Origin of the sequence: Enterococcus saigonensis, from assembly GCF_011397115.1 — a bacterium.
Classification (GTDB): domain Bacteria; phylum Bacillota; class Bacilli; order Lactobacillales; family Enterococcaceae; genus Enterococcus_C; species Enterococcus_C saigonensis.
Map to the genome: position 1 here is coordinate 2,034,334 of NZ_AP022822.1, position 16,994 is coordinate 2,051,327.

Consider the following 16,994-nt stretch of genomic DNA (forward strand, 5'->3'; position numbering starts at 1 on the left):
ATAGCAGCCTGTTAGTTTAAAAAAGGGTAGAACCATTGTGCTGTTCTACCCAAACTAAGAAAAAATCTCAGCAATTATTTGTTTAATTCTCCTAGAACAAAGTCCACAGCCCCTTTTGGATCGCGGGTTAAATTAATATATTGTGCGCCTTTTGTTGCTATTAACTTAATACCTAGTTTATCAGTATCTGTTTTAATATCTTCATAGTAGCTGTTTACTTGTGGTGCTAAAACGATAACATCATAATTGTTCATAATATCATAATGAGACCCATACGATCCCGCTGCAGCGTTAATGTGATTTCCTGTTTCTGCAGCTCCTTTTTTCAAGGCATTAGCTAACATTGCACTCGTTCCTGCTCCTGCACATAAAACTAAAACATTTAAATCTTCATCATAACCTTTACCACTAGCATTGGTACTAACAGCTGGCTCTGTTTCAACAATAACTGTCTCATTGCCATCAACAACTGCCGCCGCACTGGCTGTGTTTAATTCCGGTGCAATTGTTTCTACTTCATCAATTTCTTCTACACGTTTTGCTTCTTGTTCAACCAACACTTTATCGTAAGCTTTACAAAATGGTAGATAAATGAAGAAGTCTACTACTAATAATGTTGCAGCTAATACAAATGAAATAGGTTGGAAATTAGTTGATAGTACTGTTCCTATTGGTCCAGGTGTCGCCCATGGTAAAACATACATGAAACCATTCATGCCTAAAATATCAATAAACAACTTACCAATAATAACATTCGCAACTGGTGCGATACAAAACGGGATTAAGAAATAAGGATTCAAAATAATAGGCGCAGCAAAAAGTAATGGTTCATTAACCGCAAACATGACTGGAATAATGGAAGCTTTCCCCACTGCTTTTAATTGTTTAGAGCGCATTAACAAAATGAAGATAATTGGTACGATAAAGGTTGCTCCTGTCCCACCTAATTCTCCAATAAAATTACCAAAGTTCTCAGTTAGTGAATGAAATGGATGTTCGCCATTTTGGAATAATTTCAAATTTTCTTCTGTATTTCCGTATAAAGCTGAAGATAAGCCCGGTTTTACAACTGATGGGCCGTGAACACCGACAAACCAAAACATTGGAATTAAAAACCAAATCAAGGCCATACCTGGATACGACTCCGCTGCTGAAAAAAGCGGTGATAGTAATTTGGAAAACATTTCGCCAAATGGAGCAGCAATAAAATACCGGGAAATCAAATCGATAATAGCACAACTCAAAACTGAAAATGAAAATGGGAAAACATCGCGGAAGTTTTGTGAAATACTCCCTGGTACTTCTGGTGGCATTTTGATTGTAATATCACGTTTAATACAAAATTTATACATATTAACGGTAATGAAAGCTGCTACAAAAGCAGATAATAATCCTTTTGTCCCCATATAATCGGAAACAAAAGCACCGTCTGTTTTATTTACAGCAAGTAAAAGCATGCCACAAATTGAAGCTAACATAACAGAAGTCTCGTTAATCACTTTACCGTCAGGCATTTTACGGTTCATAGATCCAGCTAAACAACGTGCTGTTGTCCCTGCAACTAACATCCCTACTAGTCCCATTGTAAAGTCATAAATTTTCCATAACCAAGTTTCAAAATCTGCAGGTAGTGTAATTCCAAAAATTGGTGGAATTGCTGCTATTAAAATAAAAATACTTGAAAATAAGATAACAGGCATTGCCGCTAAAAAACCATCTTTAATTGCTGATAAGTAAATATTTCTCGAAATTTTTTGAAAAGTTGCTTGGTGCTTTTCAATTTGTTTAATGATGGCGTTCATTTCATTTCCTCCCTATCCTTCTTTTATTTGTTATATTTTTCTTTGTATAAGTCAACAAAATTTTCTGTTAATTCTTTTAACAAAATCGTTGTCATCAAATGATCTTGCCCATGCACGAAAATAAACCCAATATCTAAGTTTTCACCTTCTGCTTCAGCAGCTAAGCATTTAGTTTGGGCATTGTGAGCCAAGTTCAAATTTTCTTCGGCATCAGCCATTAGGGACGCAACATTTTCAAAATTGCCAGCACGAGCTTCTTTAATAATTGTTAACAAGCTACTACGGGCATCACCAGCATAAGCGACAATTTCAAAGCCCAGCATTTGTAGTTCTTCTTTATTCATCTCTTCCACTCCGTTTTTTCAATATTCTGAATTCATTTTTGATACAATCTTTTTTGCATAAACTAGCGTCTAAATAATAACTTTATTTTCGCTGACAAATTTATACCAATAAGCAGATTCTTTTGGATAACGTTTTTGAGTCTCAAAGTCTACATAGAATAAACCGTATCGTTTGTTGTAACCATTTGCCCAAGAGAACACATCCATTAAAGACCAAATGAAGTACCCTTTAACATCTACACCAGCATCAATGGCTTTTGAAATAGAATTAAAATTCCCACGTAAATATTCAATTCGAGGTTCATCCATAATCACACCATCATTGAAATTATCTTTGAACCCTAAACCATTTTCAGTAATATAGATTTTTCCATAATTGGGATAGTCCGCTTTTATTCGAACTAATAAATCATATAAACCTTCTGGATATATCGCCCAGTCCCAATCATTTTTAGGGATATCATCTCGTTGAATCCGCTCTCCGATTCCTTTAATCCGATAAAAACTGGTTCCTTTTTCACCAGTACCGTTAAAACCGATTGCACTTTCTTTGTCATAATGCTGTACCCAATGACTTTGATAGTTATTAATTCCCAAAAAATCTGTTTGTGTTGCTGCTTTTTCCATTGCGATAAAATCTGATTCTGCAAACTCAACTTGTGTATCATTAGCAGCTAATATTTCGTTTACCAGTGCCATTGTTTTGTCAGAGTAACGTCCTTTGTAAGTGGCATCAAGTAAAAAAGCGATTGATAATGCATCATCTTTAGCAGCAGCATGAATATCTTCTTTGGCTTGGGAATAAGGATATTTAGGTTCTAGCGAGTGCACTACTCCGATTTCGCCCGAGTAATTGCCTTCTTTGAAAATATTTACAGCACGCGCATGAGCCCACATCATATTATGCAAACAAGTGACAACTTTTTTTAAATCAAATTTTATTTCTGGTGGGAAGATTCCTGTTAAATACTGATTAGTCGCAACAGGATAAATTTCATTAAACGTGCTCCAGTAATGAACTTCTTTAAACTCTTCAAAACAAAACTTGGCATAATTGACAAAGTGTTCAACATTTTCTCGATTTAAAAAGTCACCATTGTCAAATAATGTTTTAGGTGTATCAAAATGATGGATGGTAACAAAAGGGATGACTCCTTGTTTTTTGCACTCCGCAAAAACACGATGATAATAATCCACTCCAGCTTGATTGACCTCACCATAACCATTAGGGAAAATTCGGCTCCAAGCGATGGACATTCGCAAGCTATCAATCTTGAATTTACGACACAATTTTAAATCAACAGGATATTGATGATAAAAATCACTGGCAGGTTCTGCGGTATACCTACCTTTTTCTTCTAACCACGTATCCCAAGCAACTAGTCCTTTACCGTCCAATTTTGTTGCACCTTCTGCTTGATATGCAGCGGTTGCACCACCCATGATAAAATCTTTTGGTAGGGTTCTCATTTCTTTCATCACTAAACCTTCTTTCATAGTAGTCGTTGAATATGAATTGCCAGATACACTCGTTCGCTATCACTTAATTTACGTCCAGCATAATCGCTGATTAATTGATAAATTTCATTACCAATTTCATAAGCGCAAGGATAATCTGTTTTGATATTTGTTTCCAAATTTTTAGAAAAGATGACTTGTTCTTCTGGCTGATCGAGTCTGTCTGCAAAATAGTTCAAATGAATCATTAAGCGATCATAAAAATTTTTATTTTCTTCTGTTCGTACAATACCTTTTTTTAATAATATTTTTTCTACCAATTTAATAATATCTTGACGCGGATCAAAAACCTCATCTATCTGTGGTTCGCCTTCTCGTTTTGCATTAATAAAGTGAAGAGCAATCCGGCCAATTTCATCATCAGGAAAGTGCGCATTTAGTCGTTCATCAATGATGGCAACCGCCATTTTACCAATTGCATACTCTATCGGATATTCTTTACTCATATCCGGTAAGCGACTAATTTCGTAATTCCCTTTCTGCTGATTCTGATAGCTCCAATAAATATGGTCTGTTAAAGTCACATAGATATATTCTTGAACTGGGTAATTAAACTTACGAATTGCCGCATCGATTACCTCATAACCGGTAGTAATAAAATTTAAAGGTAGATCTTTTAACAGTGAAGAAAAATTTTGCTGAGACTCTTTATTACGCAACATGAAAAGCTTACTAATATCTTCTTTTTTTAGTAAATCGCCTTTTTTCTTTTGGAAGACAATTCCTTTTCCCATTGCAATGGCCTGCTCATCGTTTTCTATTCGAATAATGGCGACATTATTATTTAATACTTGAATAATGCGATACATTCTCTTCCTCCTAACTACCAATAAAAAAACCGCAAATGATAGGATTATCATACCATGTAAAGACACTGGTACTCACCTAGCATTCGCGGTTTTTGCCTAATCGAATAGTAACAATCCACTACATATTAACTTCACAAGTATCGTAACACAAAACCAAACACTTGTAAACCCTTTCTAACATATTCCGTCGTATTTATTTCAAAAAAACACTTTTAACAAACATATTCAAACATCACAATTAGAAAATAGTTTTTTTATCAGTGAATAATCTTTATCACATCAACGATTTTATTCCAATGCACAAAAAATATGTACATTGAATAACACAGTAAGCCAACCAAAAAAAAACGCTTATTGTCTCTATTTTTTATCATTTTACGAAATTTTACTTTCCCTTAAAGAAATTTGCTTACTATTACATTCTTTCTAAACAAACTGCTATACTAATGGCGTAGAGACAGGAGGAATTGATATGATTCGAATTGAAACCAGTCAAACAGAAATAATTGAACCCTTATTGAGTGAAGTTTTTGCTGCGCAATATAAAGAACAGTTTCATGATGAACTACCAAAAAAACTTGAAAAATTAGCTATTGCAGCAACCTTAACAGATGAATTAGTCGGCGGGCTAATTGCGAAGCAAGATTTTGAAAACCTTCACGTTAGTTTATTAGCTGTTAAACCAGAATTTCAAAATCAAGGAATTGGCTCTCGCCTTTTACAAGCCCTAAGTGATTGGGCCCAAGAAGAAGGCGTAATTAACCTGACTTTAACGACAAAGAGTTATCAAGCAGTAGCGTTTTATCAAAAAAACGGCTTTTCTATTTTTGGTGAACTCCCTGACACACCAATGCGCGGTATTACCAAATACTACTTATACAAACGAATTACAAAATAAATTTTTGCTTTTGATTGAAAAGATAGTGAGCGGGACAATTTCCTAGTTGTGATAAAAGACAAAAAGAAGTTTTGTAATCCAAAAGGACACAAAACTTCTTTTATTTGTATGAGAGATATACGTTTATTCCGCCTTTTTCACGGGACAACTCGTTTTACAGTCTTGACAACTACTACCTTTTTTTACTTGACGATAAACCACAAAAGCAGCTGCACCAAAAATCAAAATACTTAAAATTATTGTCGCCACCATTTATTTCACTTCTCCTTTTAACTGATGCATTGTAATAACAGTATTTTTAGGTTGCGGCGTCTTACGAATTAATAAGAAAATCCCATAAGTTAGAACAGCCACAGCTATCAACGTAGCAATATTTAGCGCACCGCCTTCAAAGATAACATGACCAAATTGATAGACTACAAAACTTACTGCATACGCTAAACCACATTGATATCCCACTGCAATCCACGTCCATTTTGCATCCCCCATTTCCCGATGAATCGCTCCAATTGCAGCAAAACAAGGCGCACATAATAAATTGAACACGAGAAATGAGTAAGCTGCGACTGGTGTGAAAGCTGCCTGCAAGGGACCCCAAATTTCAGCTCCATTTTCAGAAACTTCATCTAAATGACTAAATAAAATTCCAAATGTATTGATGACATTTTCCTTAGCAATAAGTCCGGTAATCGTTGCAACCGCTCCTTGCCAATTTCCCCAGCCTAACGGTGCAAACAACGGTGCAATCACACGCCCCAAATGCGCCAAAATACTTTGATCGCCACTAACCGCTTTTAAGGTAAAGCTATAATTGGACATAAACCACAAAATAATACTAGAAACAAAAATAATAGTCCCGGCTTTTTTAATAAAAGAAAAGCCACGATCAAAAGTTTGGCGGAACACATTTTTTACTTGTGGCAAGTGATAAGCTGGTAACTCCATAATAAACGGTGCCGGATCACCGGCAAATAAACGCGTCTTTTTCAATGCAATACCGGATAAAACAATTGCGGTCACCCCAATAAAGTATGCTGACGGGGCCACCCAACTTGCTTGTGGAAAAAACGCACCCGCAACAAGCGCGATAATTGGTAACTTGGCTGAACACGGCATAAACGTTGTTACCATAACCGTCATACGGCGATCTTTTTCATTTTCAATGGTACGACTGGCCATAACTCCTGGTACACCACAACCTGTTGCAATCAACATGGGAATAAAAGATTTACCAGATAACCCAAACTTGCGAAACAAACGATCCATTACAAAAGCAATTCGAGCCATATAACCACAATCTTCTAACAGCGATAAACAGAAAAAAAGAACCAATAATTGTGGTACAAAACCTAATACGGCTCCAACACCTGCAATAATTCCATTTAAAATTAAATCTTGCATCCAAGCGGCAACATGCCATGCTGCTAGCTGTGTCGTGACAAAATCAGGTACGACGGTTCCAAATAAGACATCATTTACCCAATCAGTGCCCATCACACCAATTGTCTGAATCGCTAAGTAATAAATTCCCCACATAACAAAACCAAAAATTGGGATTGCTAAAAAACGATTGGTAACAATTTGATCAATTTTATCACTAATCGTTAACCGTAATTCCTTTTCACTAATCGTACACAACGCCATCAAGCGGGAGATAAACTCATATCGTTCGTTAACTAAAATAGCATCACTTGTATCATCAAATATTTTTTCCGTGATGGCGATAATTTCATTAATCTCTTTGCGCTGAATTTTACTTAAATCTAAATTTTCTGTTGCCAATTCATCTTTTTCAAACAGTTTAGTCGCATAAAAACGTGCTTGTTTTGGTGGGACGGTATTGCCTAAAACATCAATTATTTCACTTAAGGCGGCCTCTAAGCGCTCATCGTAAGTGGGGTAGATCGCCTCTGGAGGAAATGTCTTTGCTATTTGGCTACTCTTATGAATTAACTCTTGCAAACCTTGTTTTTTTAAAGCACTCATGCTAACTACCGGTATACCCAAGCCATAAGCTAATTTATCTAAATTAATAGTTTTGCCACTTTTTCTGATTAAATCCATCATATTCAAGCCCACAACTACTGGAATTCCAGTTTCCATTAATTGCGTGGTCAAGTACAAATTTCGTTCTAAATTAGTCGCATCCACAATGTTGATAATCGCATTGGGTGAACCTGTTAATAAGTAATCTCTTGCGACAATTTCTTCTGGTGTATATGGTGATAAGGAATAAATCCCAGGTAAATCCTGAATCGTAATATTTTTTTGTTTTTTTAGGTTACCGGATTTGCGTTCAACCGTCACACCCGGCCAGTTTCCCACAGATTGCATGGAACCAGTTAATTGGTTAAAGGTACTTGTTTTCCCGCTATTAGGATTTCCTGCTAGAGCAAACTGCAAACATTCCACACTATCCCTCCTCGCTTAAGGCCACTAAGATATATTCTGCTTCACTTTTTCTCAAAGATAATTCATATCCTCGCAAATTAATTTCAATCGGATCACCTAATGGAGCTAATTTACGTACGGTTATTAATACATTTTTGGTTAATCCCATATCCATTAACCGTCGTTTGACAGCCCCTTCACCAAAAATTTTAATTACCTTGCCTTTATCTCCTACTCCTAGTTGATCCAAAGATAATATTTCTCTTTTTTCAGTAGCCGGTTCTACTAAAATTGCTTCTAATAAACTTTGGTCTAATGCAAGACGCGCATTTTGAACTAGAACAATGCCATCTTGTCCTTTACTTTTCAATAAAACAACTTGACTGCCGGGCAACAAACCTAAGTTTTGCAGATGTTTTTGCACTTCTACTGAGGCAGTTACTTCTTTCACAACGAAAGGTTGATTTGCCTTTACTTCTGCTAATTTTTTCATGAATACTCCTTTACTGACAGGAATTAATTGCGATTGATAATTATTCTCATTTAGAATAAAGTCTACCGGTAGTAAAGTCAATGAAATTTAAAATATTGTAATATATTTCACATATTAATAATTATTCTAATTTAGACCTAGACCATTTTATTTTATTGTCATGAAAACAGAAAAGAAAACTTGTCCTTGTGCTATCTTTACCTCCTACCCATCTCAAAACCACAATGTATAGTGTGTTTATTATTACAAAACACAATATCTAGTGTTTTTCGTTTGACTTTTTGATTTACTTCTCTATACTGAGAATATAAAGAAATTGAAGGAGGCAGTATTATGACAATTACATTATTTTCGAAAAACAACTGTATGCAATGTAAAATGACGAAACGCTTTTTAACTGAAAATCACGTCAGTTTTAACGAAATTAATATAGATGAAGAACCCAATGCATTAAACTTTCTAAAAGAACAAGGTTTCAAAAGTGTGCCGGTAACAACTGCAGGTGAAACAACTATCATCGGTTTTAGACCGGACCAATTACGCAGTCTTGCTTCTTAAGCAATTTTAACCGAGGTTGTATCCTAGGCAAAATAGTAGCAACCAAACTGGCAAGTTTTCTTATAAAGGATAACGAAATATTTCCACCAGTATATGGCCTATTATTTTATTGCAACGGAGACACCTCCTTTTTTTCGCAATTTTTTTATTTTTTGAGTCTAAAAAAGAAAGTTGGTTCTTCCATGAGTTTAAAAGAATTAAAAGATGTTAGTTACTACAAACTAAATAATGAAATTAACCGTCCAGTTAATGGCCAAATTCCATTAAATAAAGACCAAGAAGCTCTACAAGCTTTTTTTAACGAAAATGTGCTACCAAATACCAAACAATTTGCTACATTTAATGAAAAGCTGGACTACCTTGTAGCGCATGACTATTTGGAAGCAGCGTTTCTAGCTAAATATTCCGCTGAATTTCTGACAACACTATATGACTTTTTATTAGCCCAACAGTTCACCTTCAAATCCTTTATGGCAGCCTATAAATTTTATTCACAATACGCCTTAAAAACGAATGATGGTGCTTTTTATTTAGAAAATTATGAAGATCGCGTAGCTATTAATGCCTTGTATTTCGCAGATGGTGATGAAGAATTGGCATTAACTTTAGCGGATGAAATGATTCATCAACGCTACCAACCAGCGACTCCTTCTTTTTTAAACGCTGGACGCAAACGTCGTGGTGAATTAGTTTCTTGTTTTTTAATTCAAGTTACTGACGATATGAATTCCATTGGTCGTGGCTTAAATTCTGCATTGCAACTCTCACGCATTGGCGGTGGTGTTGGCATTACATTATCAAACTTGCGCGAAGCAGGAGCTCCAATTAAAGGTTATGAAGGAGCGGCAAGTGGTGTCATGCCAGTTATGAAATTATTCGAAGATTCTTTTAGTTATTCTAATCAACTCGGTCAACGTCAAGGTGCAGGAGTCGTTTATTTAAATGTATTCCATCCAGACATCATGGCCTTTTTATCTGCTAAAAAAGAAAATGCTGATGAAAAAATCCGTGTAAAAACACTATCTTTGGGCGTTTTAGTTCCTGATAAATTTTACGAATTAACTCGTAAAAATGAAGAAATGTATTTATTTAGTCCATATAGCGTAGAAAAAGAATACGGAGTACCTTTTTCTTATGTTGACATTACAAAAGAATACGATAACTTAGTCAAAAACCCTAATATTCGCAAACAAAAAATTAAAGCGCGGGAGTTGGAAAACGAGATTTCTAAATTACAACAAGAATCTGGTTATCCTTATATTGTCAATATAGATACAGCCAATCGTGAAAACCCTATTGATGGCAAAATTATCATGAGTAATTTGTGTTCAGAAGTATTGCAAGTCCAAACTCCTTCTGTTTTAAATGGACGGCAAGAATATGAAGTCTTGGGCACTGACATCTCTTGTAATTTGGGATCAACAAATATCGTCAACTTAATGGCAAGTCCTGATTTTGGTAAATCTGTCCGGGCAATGACTCGCGCCTTAACCTATGTAACAGATAATTCTCATATCGATGTAGTTCCTTCCATTGCTCATGGAAATGAACAAGCCCACACGATTGGATTAGGTGGTATGGGACTACACACTTTCTTTGCCAAAAATCACTTAGTGTACGGTTCGAAAGAATCTGTTGAATTTACCGATATTTATTTCATGCTATTAAACTACTGGACGTTAGTTGAAAGTAATCAAATTGCCAAAGAACGTCAGCAATCGTTTCATAATTTTGAAAAATCAACTTATGCTGATGGCAGTTACTTTGACAAATATATTGCCGAAAATCATTTACCACAATCAGCCAAAGTCAAAGAATTATTCGCTGGTATTTTCATTCCAACAGGTGAAGATTGGGCCAAATTAAAGGCAGCCATTCAAAAAGATGGTTTGTACCATCAAAATCGATTGGCAGTAGCACCAAATGGTTCTATCTCTTATATTAATGATACCAGTGCTAGTCTACATCCAATTACGCGAATGATTGAAGAACGCCAAGAAAAGAAAATCGGTAAAATTTACTATCCAGCACCTTACCTTTCAAATGAAACATTACCTTATTACACATCTGCATATGACATGGACATGCGTAAAGTCATCGACGTCTATGCTGCAGCCCAACAACATATTGATCAAGGGATGAGCTTAACACTGTTTATGCGTTCTGACATTCCAAAAGGACTTTATGAATGGAAAACGGCTACGACTAAACAAACTACTCGCGATTTGAATATTTTACGTCACTACGCTTTTCATAAAGGCATCAAATCCATTTATTACGTCCGAACCTTTACTGATGATGCAGAGGAAATTGGGAGCAATCAATGTGAAAGTTGTGTCATTTAATCTCTCGCTTATAATGAAAAAATGTTTAGCTTCTTTAACGGCGTGTTAAGGAAGCTAATTAATTGGAATTAGGAGGCAAATCATGGCAACTTATTATGAAGCCATTAATTGGAATGAAATTGAAGATATTATTGATAAATCTACTTGGGAAAAACTTACCGAACAATTTTGGTTGGATACCCGGATCCCCTTATCAAATGACTTGGATGACTGGCGGACATTGTCAGAACTTGAAAAACAAACCGTAGGGCACGTCTTTGGTGGTCTTACCTTACTAGACACCGTTCAATCTGAAAGTGGCATGGATCAATTACGTAAAGACGTTCGTACGCCCCATGAAGAAGCAGTGCTAAACAATATTCAGTTTATGGAATCTGTGCATGCAAAAAGTTATTCATCCATTTTTTCGACATTAAATACAAAATCTGAAATTGATGAAATCTTTGAATGGACTAACACCAATTCATATTTACAAAAGAAAGCTGAACGAATTAATGAAATTTACAAAAACGGCACACCATTAGAAAAGAAAATTGCGAGTGTCTTTTTGGAAACATTTCTATTTTATTCTGGCTTTTATACACCTTTGTATTACTTAGGAAACAACAAATTAGCCAATGTTGCTGAAATCATTAAATTAATCATTCGCGATGAATCCGTTCACGGAACTTATATCGGCTATAAATTTCAACTAGGTTTTAATGAACTGGATGAAACGAAACAAGAAGAATTGAAAAACTGGATGTATGATTTATTATACGAATTATATGAAAATGAAGAACGTTATACAGAAGAATTATATGATGAAATTGGCTGGACCGAGGAAGTAAAAACTTTTTTACGTTACAATGCCAATAAAGCTTTAATGAATTTAGGGCAAGATCCCCTCTTTCCTGATACTGCTGATGACGTAAATCCAATTGTCATGAATGGAATTTCAACTGGAACAAGTAACCACGACTTCTTCTCTCAAGTTGGCAATGGTTATCTGTTAGGTCAAGTTGAAGCAATGGAAGATGATGACTATAATTTTAATTTCTAATTCTTAAAAGAGTACCGCTAAACTTATGACCTAAGTATTTGCTTAAATTTGACGCAAGCACTTAGGAAAAATAGTTTAGCGTTTTTTTCGTGCTTCACTAAAAAATATCTACAGACTTATCTGACAAATTGAGTTTACTGGGAACTTGCGCAGCAATTGGTGGAAGCTTTTTGGCGGTTTGTTAATCTTAGTTTTTACCCTATTTATTTAATAAAAAACTTGAGCGTTTGTGCGTAAATTTAAATCCCAGACAGTCAGACAGCAGCAAATTTATCAACCTTTTAATAAAAAAAAGCACTTCATATGGTAAGATTTCGCCACAAAGGAATGTATCTTACTAATAATGAAGTGCTTTATTTAATTAACTTTTTTTATAATTTGCTAGCAGCCGCGTCATCGACGATCACGACCACATCAGCGTGATTTTGTAGAGCAGAAGCGGGTAAGTCAGGTGTAACCGGACCATTTACCATGCCGGCAATTGCATCTGCTTTATCTTCTCCATAGGCCATCAAAATCATTTTTTTACCTTGTAAAATAGAACCAATCCCCATTGAAACAGCTTTTGTTGGTACATCTTCCACTTTATCGAAGAAACGTTTATTTGCTTCAATCGTTGATTCTGTTAAATCAACCACAGAAGTTTGGCTGTCTAATGGTGTACCGGGTTCGTTAAACCCAATATGACCGTTGCGACCAATTCCTAGAATTTGGATATCAATTGGATGGGTGGCAATTACGTCATCGTAACGTTTGCATTCAGCCGCTAAGTCTTCTGCTTTTCCATTTGGAACAAAAGTTTCTTTAAATGGTTTTTGATTAAATAAATTTTCGTTCATGAAATAGCGATAACTTTGCTTATCTTCTCCACCTAACCCAACGTATTCATCCAAATTAATAGAAGTCATTTCTGAAAAATCTAAATCACTTGCTATCATTTCTTGGTACAATGTGATCGGTGTACTCCCGGTCGCTAGACCTAATGTATGAATACCATCTTTCATGGCTTGTTGAATAATTTCAAAGGCTCTTTTTCCGCCAGCAGCGGCATCTTTTACGCGGATAATTTCCATTTCGATAACCTCTTTCTACGCTTGTTTGGTATAGCCCAATTATAGCATCAATTTTTTATGCAGGCAACAAAAGTCTAGACCAAATCCCACCTTTTTTAAGAAATACTCAAACATTATTAGTTCAAAATTTTTCCTTCGCAAAAAGCACCTTGCTTTAGGACAAAAAATATTAGCTATGGAATCAAATTTATAAGTAAAAAACATAACAATTTTCTTGTAAATCTTCATTAAAATACAAAAAAACTTACAGATCATAACAACCTGTAAGTCAAAATTTATTATTTTTTATCTTTCTTATCAAATAATTTATTGATTTCGCCAGCTACATCATCTTTTAAATCTTCAGCTTTTTCTTTAATTTTACCGGCTTCTTGTTGTAGCTTACCTTTTAATTCTTGTGAATCATCACCTGTTGCTTTACCTGCTGTTTCATTTACTTTACCTTTAACTTGATCTTTATCCATTGATATAGCCTCCTTATTCTTTACTACTCTTCAAGTGTAGCAAAAATATGGTCAACTGCCCAATGAAAGAGCTTCATATGTGTCAAATTATAAATTAAATTATTTAAAATTCGAATTATTTTCAAGCGTATAATTATTTGTCTTTTGCCATGGACTCTTTTTGGTAAGCAAGGTGAACCTTTCATCTGTCACTTTTTTAATTTGAATTTTCAAATTGCCCGTAGTCGATTTCAGAACGTATTTTCCACCTTTCATCGCCTCAATTTGAATGATACCCGCTTCATCACTGGTTGCCTCTAACGGTTTACCGTCACGGTTAATTTGATGCTTTCCTTTGCGATCATAAACCGCAAAAGTCATTCCCGTTATCGGGTTTTGATCTTGCAAGATAGAAAATTTCAATAAATAGCGCTTTTTGGCAATGGCTAATGTTTTGGCATGCTTAATAACTGCGGCGACTAAAAGTGCGATAAGTAATAATCCTCCGACCACAATTCCAATAATTCGCAACAATTGATAGTGGTCAGCTTTTTTCAGCTCAGCTGCCATTTTAGGCACATAGGCAATGCGATGTCCCCGCACTAATAACCGGTGACTGTTGATCATATAAGGCGTACAGGTCAACAGCGTGACATAGTCCTTGTCCTTTTCAATCTGCAAGTAATCCGTGTTCGTCGGTTCTACTACTTTTATTTGATCCACTTCATAAGCATGGATTTCTTTATTAATCTCAATAAAGAATTGATCCCCATTTTTTAATTCCGGTAAATCCGTGAATAACTTCGCTTCTGGTAACCCCCGATGTCCAGAAATGACAGCATGGGTACTTTTGCCGCCCGTTGGATAAGAAGTCCCTTCCAATAGCGAAGTTCCCTTTGCTAAAAATAAATCATTCGTTGTATCAAAAATTGGCAGTTTAATTTTTATCTTAGGAATATTAATGACACCAATCGTATGGGTTTGATAATAATCTTTGGGTGGATTTTTCGGCACCTTTTTCTTCTTTGTCGCATCAGACCAAGGATCAGCGCCAGGATTACTACCTTTTTCTGCCAATTCCTTATTTTTTTGCTCCATCTTTTCTTGTGCCGCTTGCATCGCCTCTTCATTCTCGGCATTTGCTTTGGCTTGATAATAATTGATAATCTGCTGATCCAAAAAAGTATTCAGCGTGTCACTGATAAAAGGATAAGACAGCGCCCCAATCCCAAAAATCAGCAACAAAACCATCAAAATATCCAAAAATGTTCTTTTTTTCGTTGTCCTCTTCGCTGCTTTTTTCATGAGACGCTCCTTATAGCAAAATCAGGACAGAAACCACCACGGCTTCTGTCCCAGTTCAGTTCGTTTACGCTTCCGTTTGTTTACGTCCGCGTGTGAAGTAGAATACCGCACCCGCTACCGCGATTGTCCCAATTGCGATGAAAGCGTAGATCCCTTTACCACCAGTGGAAGGGAGTACACCAGATTGTGTGTTTGGAACGTCTAAGATTTCTTTCTCATTACTATAACTTGTTTCAGATACCTCAAAACTAAAGGTAGGATCACTTGGTAAATGATAACCAACAGGTGCTTTCGTTTCAACCAAAGTATACTGTCCAGTTGCTAGACCTCTTACTTCAAAGGAACCATCTGTTCCTGAAGTGATTGTTGAATTTTCAGTAGCCTTATCAACCCAGCCTACGAAGTTACTATATTCATCAAACTCAGCAAATTTATCCTTAGAATTTTTTACGACAAAGTTTGCACCTTTAAGTGTCTTCTCCGTATTCGCATCTTTTTTGACAAACTTTTTACCATAAGATTTCACAATAACTTTAGTGGAAGTTTCAGGGTGGAAATTATTATCAAATGTAATATCATTGGTGATATCTGTTTGTAGATCTGCACCCGGTATGACAGACATTTTATAAGTCACTTCAATTGTTTTACCAGCATTCGCTTTAATAGTTGCTTTATCTGGCTCACTATTAAAAAACGAAAGCCTAAATCCGTTTCCTTCTTTAACTGCTTTAGTTTCTAAAGCAGTGTCATTTAATTTAGCGATTACAGTATCCGTCTTTACATTTAAGTCATCATCTGGTCTATCAACTAAATCAAATTTAGTATACTCAGAAATAGAAATATCATCTGGAATTGTTAATTTTGCTGTATAATTTAGCACTTGTGTATAATCAACATCAATATCATCTACTGATTTTTCAGGAGTTGGTGTAGCATAGTTATAAGCAGAGGCAGGCGCTCCCTCAGCTGGTGAACCATCAGCATTATAATAATCATAGCCAACACTTAATGTGCCACTATTATCTACAACAGTAGCTGTCACAATTGATGTTGCATTCTTGCTAGCATGATAAGTACCACTATCGTCTGTTACTGTGATACCATTTTCATCTGCATATTCTTCAAAAGTATACGTTCCTGGTGAAAGGTTGTAGCCATCTGTACTAACCACACCTTCATCATTCGAAACAAAGATTTTAGCTTTCGATACATCTGAGAATGAAGGAAATCCATTGCTATCGTGTTGTTCTTGAAGATAACTGCCGTTACTATCTTTCAAACGGAATTTAGCTCCAGCTAATGGTTTATTTTTTCCATCTTTAACCCCATATTTAGTAAAAGATAGTTCTTTACCGTAAACCTCATTTTTAGGATACAAATGAACGGTTTCTTTTTTAGTAGTACCATCTTCGTTGTATACAGGCAACGCTAAAACCATATTTGCCGATTTCGCTTGATTTACGTTACTTGGGGCATAATTTTCAACAATTAAATAAATAGCATCTTGTTTTTTACTATTGATTGTATATTCTGATTTCAGTGGTAAATCTGCAAAAGCTTCTCCTCTATCATCAGTTACAGAAAATTCTTTCATGAATTCCAAACCACTGATATCCTTGATATTCGTTGTTTGAAGTTTTGCATACGCATCCTCGGCATTTAGTTTGGGAACTGTTTCATTTCCATTTCTTAGTTCATAATACTGCTTAGTCACATCATAAGCGACAAACTTAACTCCCTTTAATGGTTTCGAGTCGCTAGGTAAGTTAGTTATTGGATCACCTGTATTATCGATATTTTCAGAAGGCAAACTTGTGTATTGTAATTTATGCAATACAACAGTTTGAGTGTCATCTGTTGTACTTGTTTCATCCGCTTTCGCCACTTGGCTTGAGCCTAATCCCAATGGTAATAGTAGCGCTAGTGTAGCTAATGCGCCAAATAGTTTTGTCTTGATTTTCATCTTCTTGAAC

15 protein-coding genes are annotated in these 16,994 nt (G+C 35.6%); 4 read left to right on the forward strand and 11 right to left on the reverse strand.

Annotation, left to right across the window (positions count from 1 at the left end; genetic code table 11):
* Nucleotides 1-74: 74 nt before the first annotated feature.
* The 4 genes from EsVE80_RS09660 to EsVE80_RS09675 form a co-directional block, all read right to left on the reverse strand.
* The gene (locus EsVE80_RS09660; protein ID WP_173103519.1) at nucleotides 75-1,802 is read right to left on the reverse strand and encodes a PTS lactose transporter subunit IIBC; all 1,728 of its coding nucleotides are present in this window, start codon (nucleotides 1,800-1,802) and stop codon (nucleotides 75-77) included.
* Nucleotides 1,803-1,825: 23 nt separating this feature from the next.
* Entirely contained in the window at nucleotides 1,826-2,146 is a 321-nt protein-coding gene (locus tag EsVE80_RS09665; RefSeq protein WP_173103520.1) for a PTS lactose/cellobiose transporter subunit IIA, read from the reverse strand.
* Nucleotides 2,147-2,215: 69 nt separating this feature from the next.
* Complete coding sequence (gene lacG / locus EsVE80_RS09670) at nucleotides 2,216-3,616, reverse strand: 6-phospho-beta-galactosidase (RefSeq protein ID WP_173104183.1); 1,401 nt, start codon at nucleotides 3,614-3,616, stop codon at nucleotides 2,216-2,218.
* 23 nt (nucleotides 3,617-3,639) lie between these two features.
* Nucleotides 3,640-4,473 (reverse strand): PRD domain-containing protein, encoded by an 834-nt coding sequence (locus tag EsVE80_RS09675; protein ID WP_173103521.1) that lies wholly within the window; start codon nucleotides 4,471-4,473, stop codon nucleotides 3,640-3,642.
* Between the two features lie 472 nt (nucleotides 4,474-4,945).
* On the opposite strand from EsVE80_RS09675, the gene EsVE80_RS09680 reads away from it, so the two are divergent.
* Nucleotides 4,946-5,371 carry a GNAT family N-acetyltransferase gene (locus EsVE80_RS09680; RefSeq protein WP_173103522.1) on the forward strand — a complete coding sequence of 142 codons (426 nt, stop codon included), beginning with the start codon at nucleotides 4,946-4,948 and terminating at the stop codon, nucleotides 5,369-5,371.
* Between the two features lie 123 nt (nucleotides 5,372-5,494).
* Here EsVE80_RS09680 and EsVE80_RS09685 read toward each other — a convergent pair whose 3' ends face one another.
* The 3 genes from EsVE80_RS09685 to EsVE80_RS09695 are packed head-to-tail and all read right to left on the reverse strand — an operon-like array spanning nucleotide 5,495 to nucleotide 8,255.
* Entirely contained in the window at nucleotides 5,495-5,620 is a 126-nt protein-coding gene (locus tag EsVE80_RS09685) for a FeoB-associated Cys-rich membrane protein (protein WP_173104184.1), read from the reverse strand.
* Nucleotides 5,621-5,623: 3 nt separating this feature from the next.
* Entirely contained in the window at nucleotides 5,624-7,774 is a 2,151-nt protein-coding gene (gene feoB, locus EsVE80_RS09690) for a ferrous iron transport protein B (protein ID WP_173104185.1), read from the reverse strand.
* A 10-nt stretch (nucleotides 7,775-7,784) separates the two neighbouring features.
* Nucleotides 7,785-8,255, reverse strand: a complete 471-nt coding sequence (locus EsVE80_RS09695; RefSeq protein ID WP_173103523.1) for a FeoA family protein — start codon at nucleotides 8,253-8,255, stop codon at nucleotides 7,785-7,787.
* Nucleotides 8,256-8,588: 333 nt separating this feature from the next.
* Between EsVE80_RS09695 and nrdH the strand changes: the two genes are divergently transcribed.
* The 3 genes from nrdH to nrdF all read left to right on the forward strand — a co-directional run bounded on the left by nrdH (nucleotide 8,589) and on the right by nrdF (nucleotide 12,200).
* Entirely contained in the window at nucleotides 8,589-8,813 is a 225-nt protein-coding gene (gene nrdH, locus EsVE80_RS09700; protein WP_173103524.1) for a glutaredoxin-like protein NrdH, read from the forward strand.
* 182 nt (nucleotides 8,814-8,995) lie between these two features.
* Nucleotides 8,996-11,158, forward strand: coding sequence for a class 1b ribonucleoside-diphosphate reductase subunit alpha (gene nrdE, locus EsVE80_RS09705; RefSeq protein WP_173103525.1), 2,163 nt, complete (start codon nucleotides 8,996-8,998; stop codon nucleotides 11,156-11,158).
* 79 nt (nucleotides 11,159-11,237) lie between these two features.
* Nucleotides 11,238-12,200, forward strand: coding sequence for a class 1b ribonucleoside-diphosphate reductase subunit beta (nrdF, locus tag EsVE80_RS09710; protein ID WP_173104186.1), 963 nt, complete (start codon nucleotides 11,238-11,240; stop codon nucleotides 12,198-12,200).
* Nucleotides 12,201-12,571: 371 nt separating this feature from the next.
* Here the strand turns inward: nrdF and nagB are convergent, their stop codons facing one another.
* The 4 genes from nagB to EsVE80_RS09730 all read right to left on the reverse strand — a co-directional run bounded on the left by nagB (nucleotide 12,572) and on the right by EsVE80_RS09730 (nucleotide 16,984).
* Nucleotides 12,572-13,273, reverse strand: a complete 702-nt coding sequence (gene nagB / locus EsVE80_RS09715; RefSeq protein ID WP_173103526.1) for a glucosamine-6-phosphate deaminase — start codon at nucleotides 13,271-13,273, stop codon at nucleotides 12,572-12,574.
* Nucleotides 13,274-13,551: 278 nt separating this feature from the next.
* The gene (locus EsVE80_RS09720; protein ID WP_173103527.1) at nucleotides 13,552-13,737 is read right to left on the reverse strand and encodes a CsbD family protein; all 186 of its coding nucleotides are present in this window, start codon (nucleotides 13,735-13,737) and stop codon (nucleotides 13,552-13,554) included.
* A gap of 99 nt (nucleotides 13,738-13,836) precedes the next feature.
* A complete protein-coding gene (locus EsVE80_RS14005; RefSeq protein WP_173103528.1) occupies nucleotides 13,837-15,021 on the reverse strand; it encodes a class C sortase in 1,185 nt (394 codons plus the stop codon).
* Nucleotides 15,022-15,085: 64 nt separating this feature from the next.
* Complete coding sequence (locus tag EsVE80_RS09730) at nucleotides 15,086-16,984, reverse strand: SpaH/EbpB family LPXTG-anchored major pilin (RefSeq protein WP_173103529.1); 1,899 nt, start codon at nucleotides 16,982-16,984, stop codon at nucleotides 15,086-15,088.
* Between the last annotated feature and the right edge of the window lie 10 nt (nucleotides 16,985-16,994).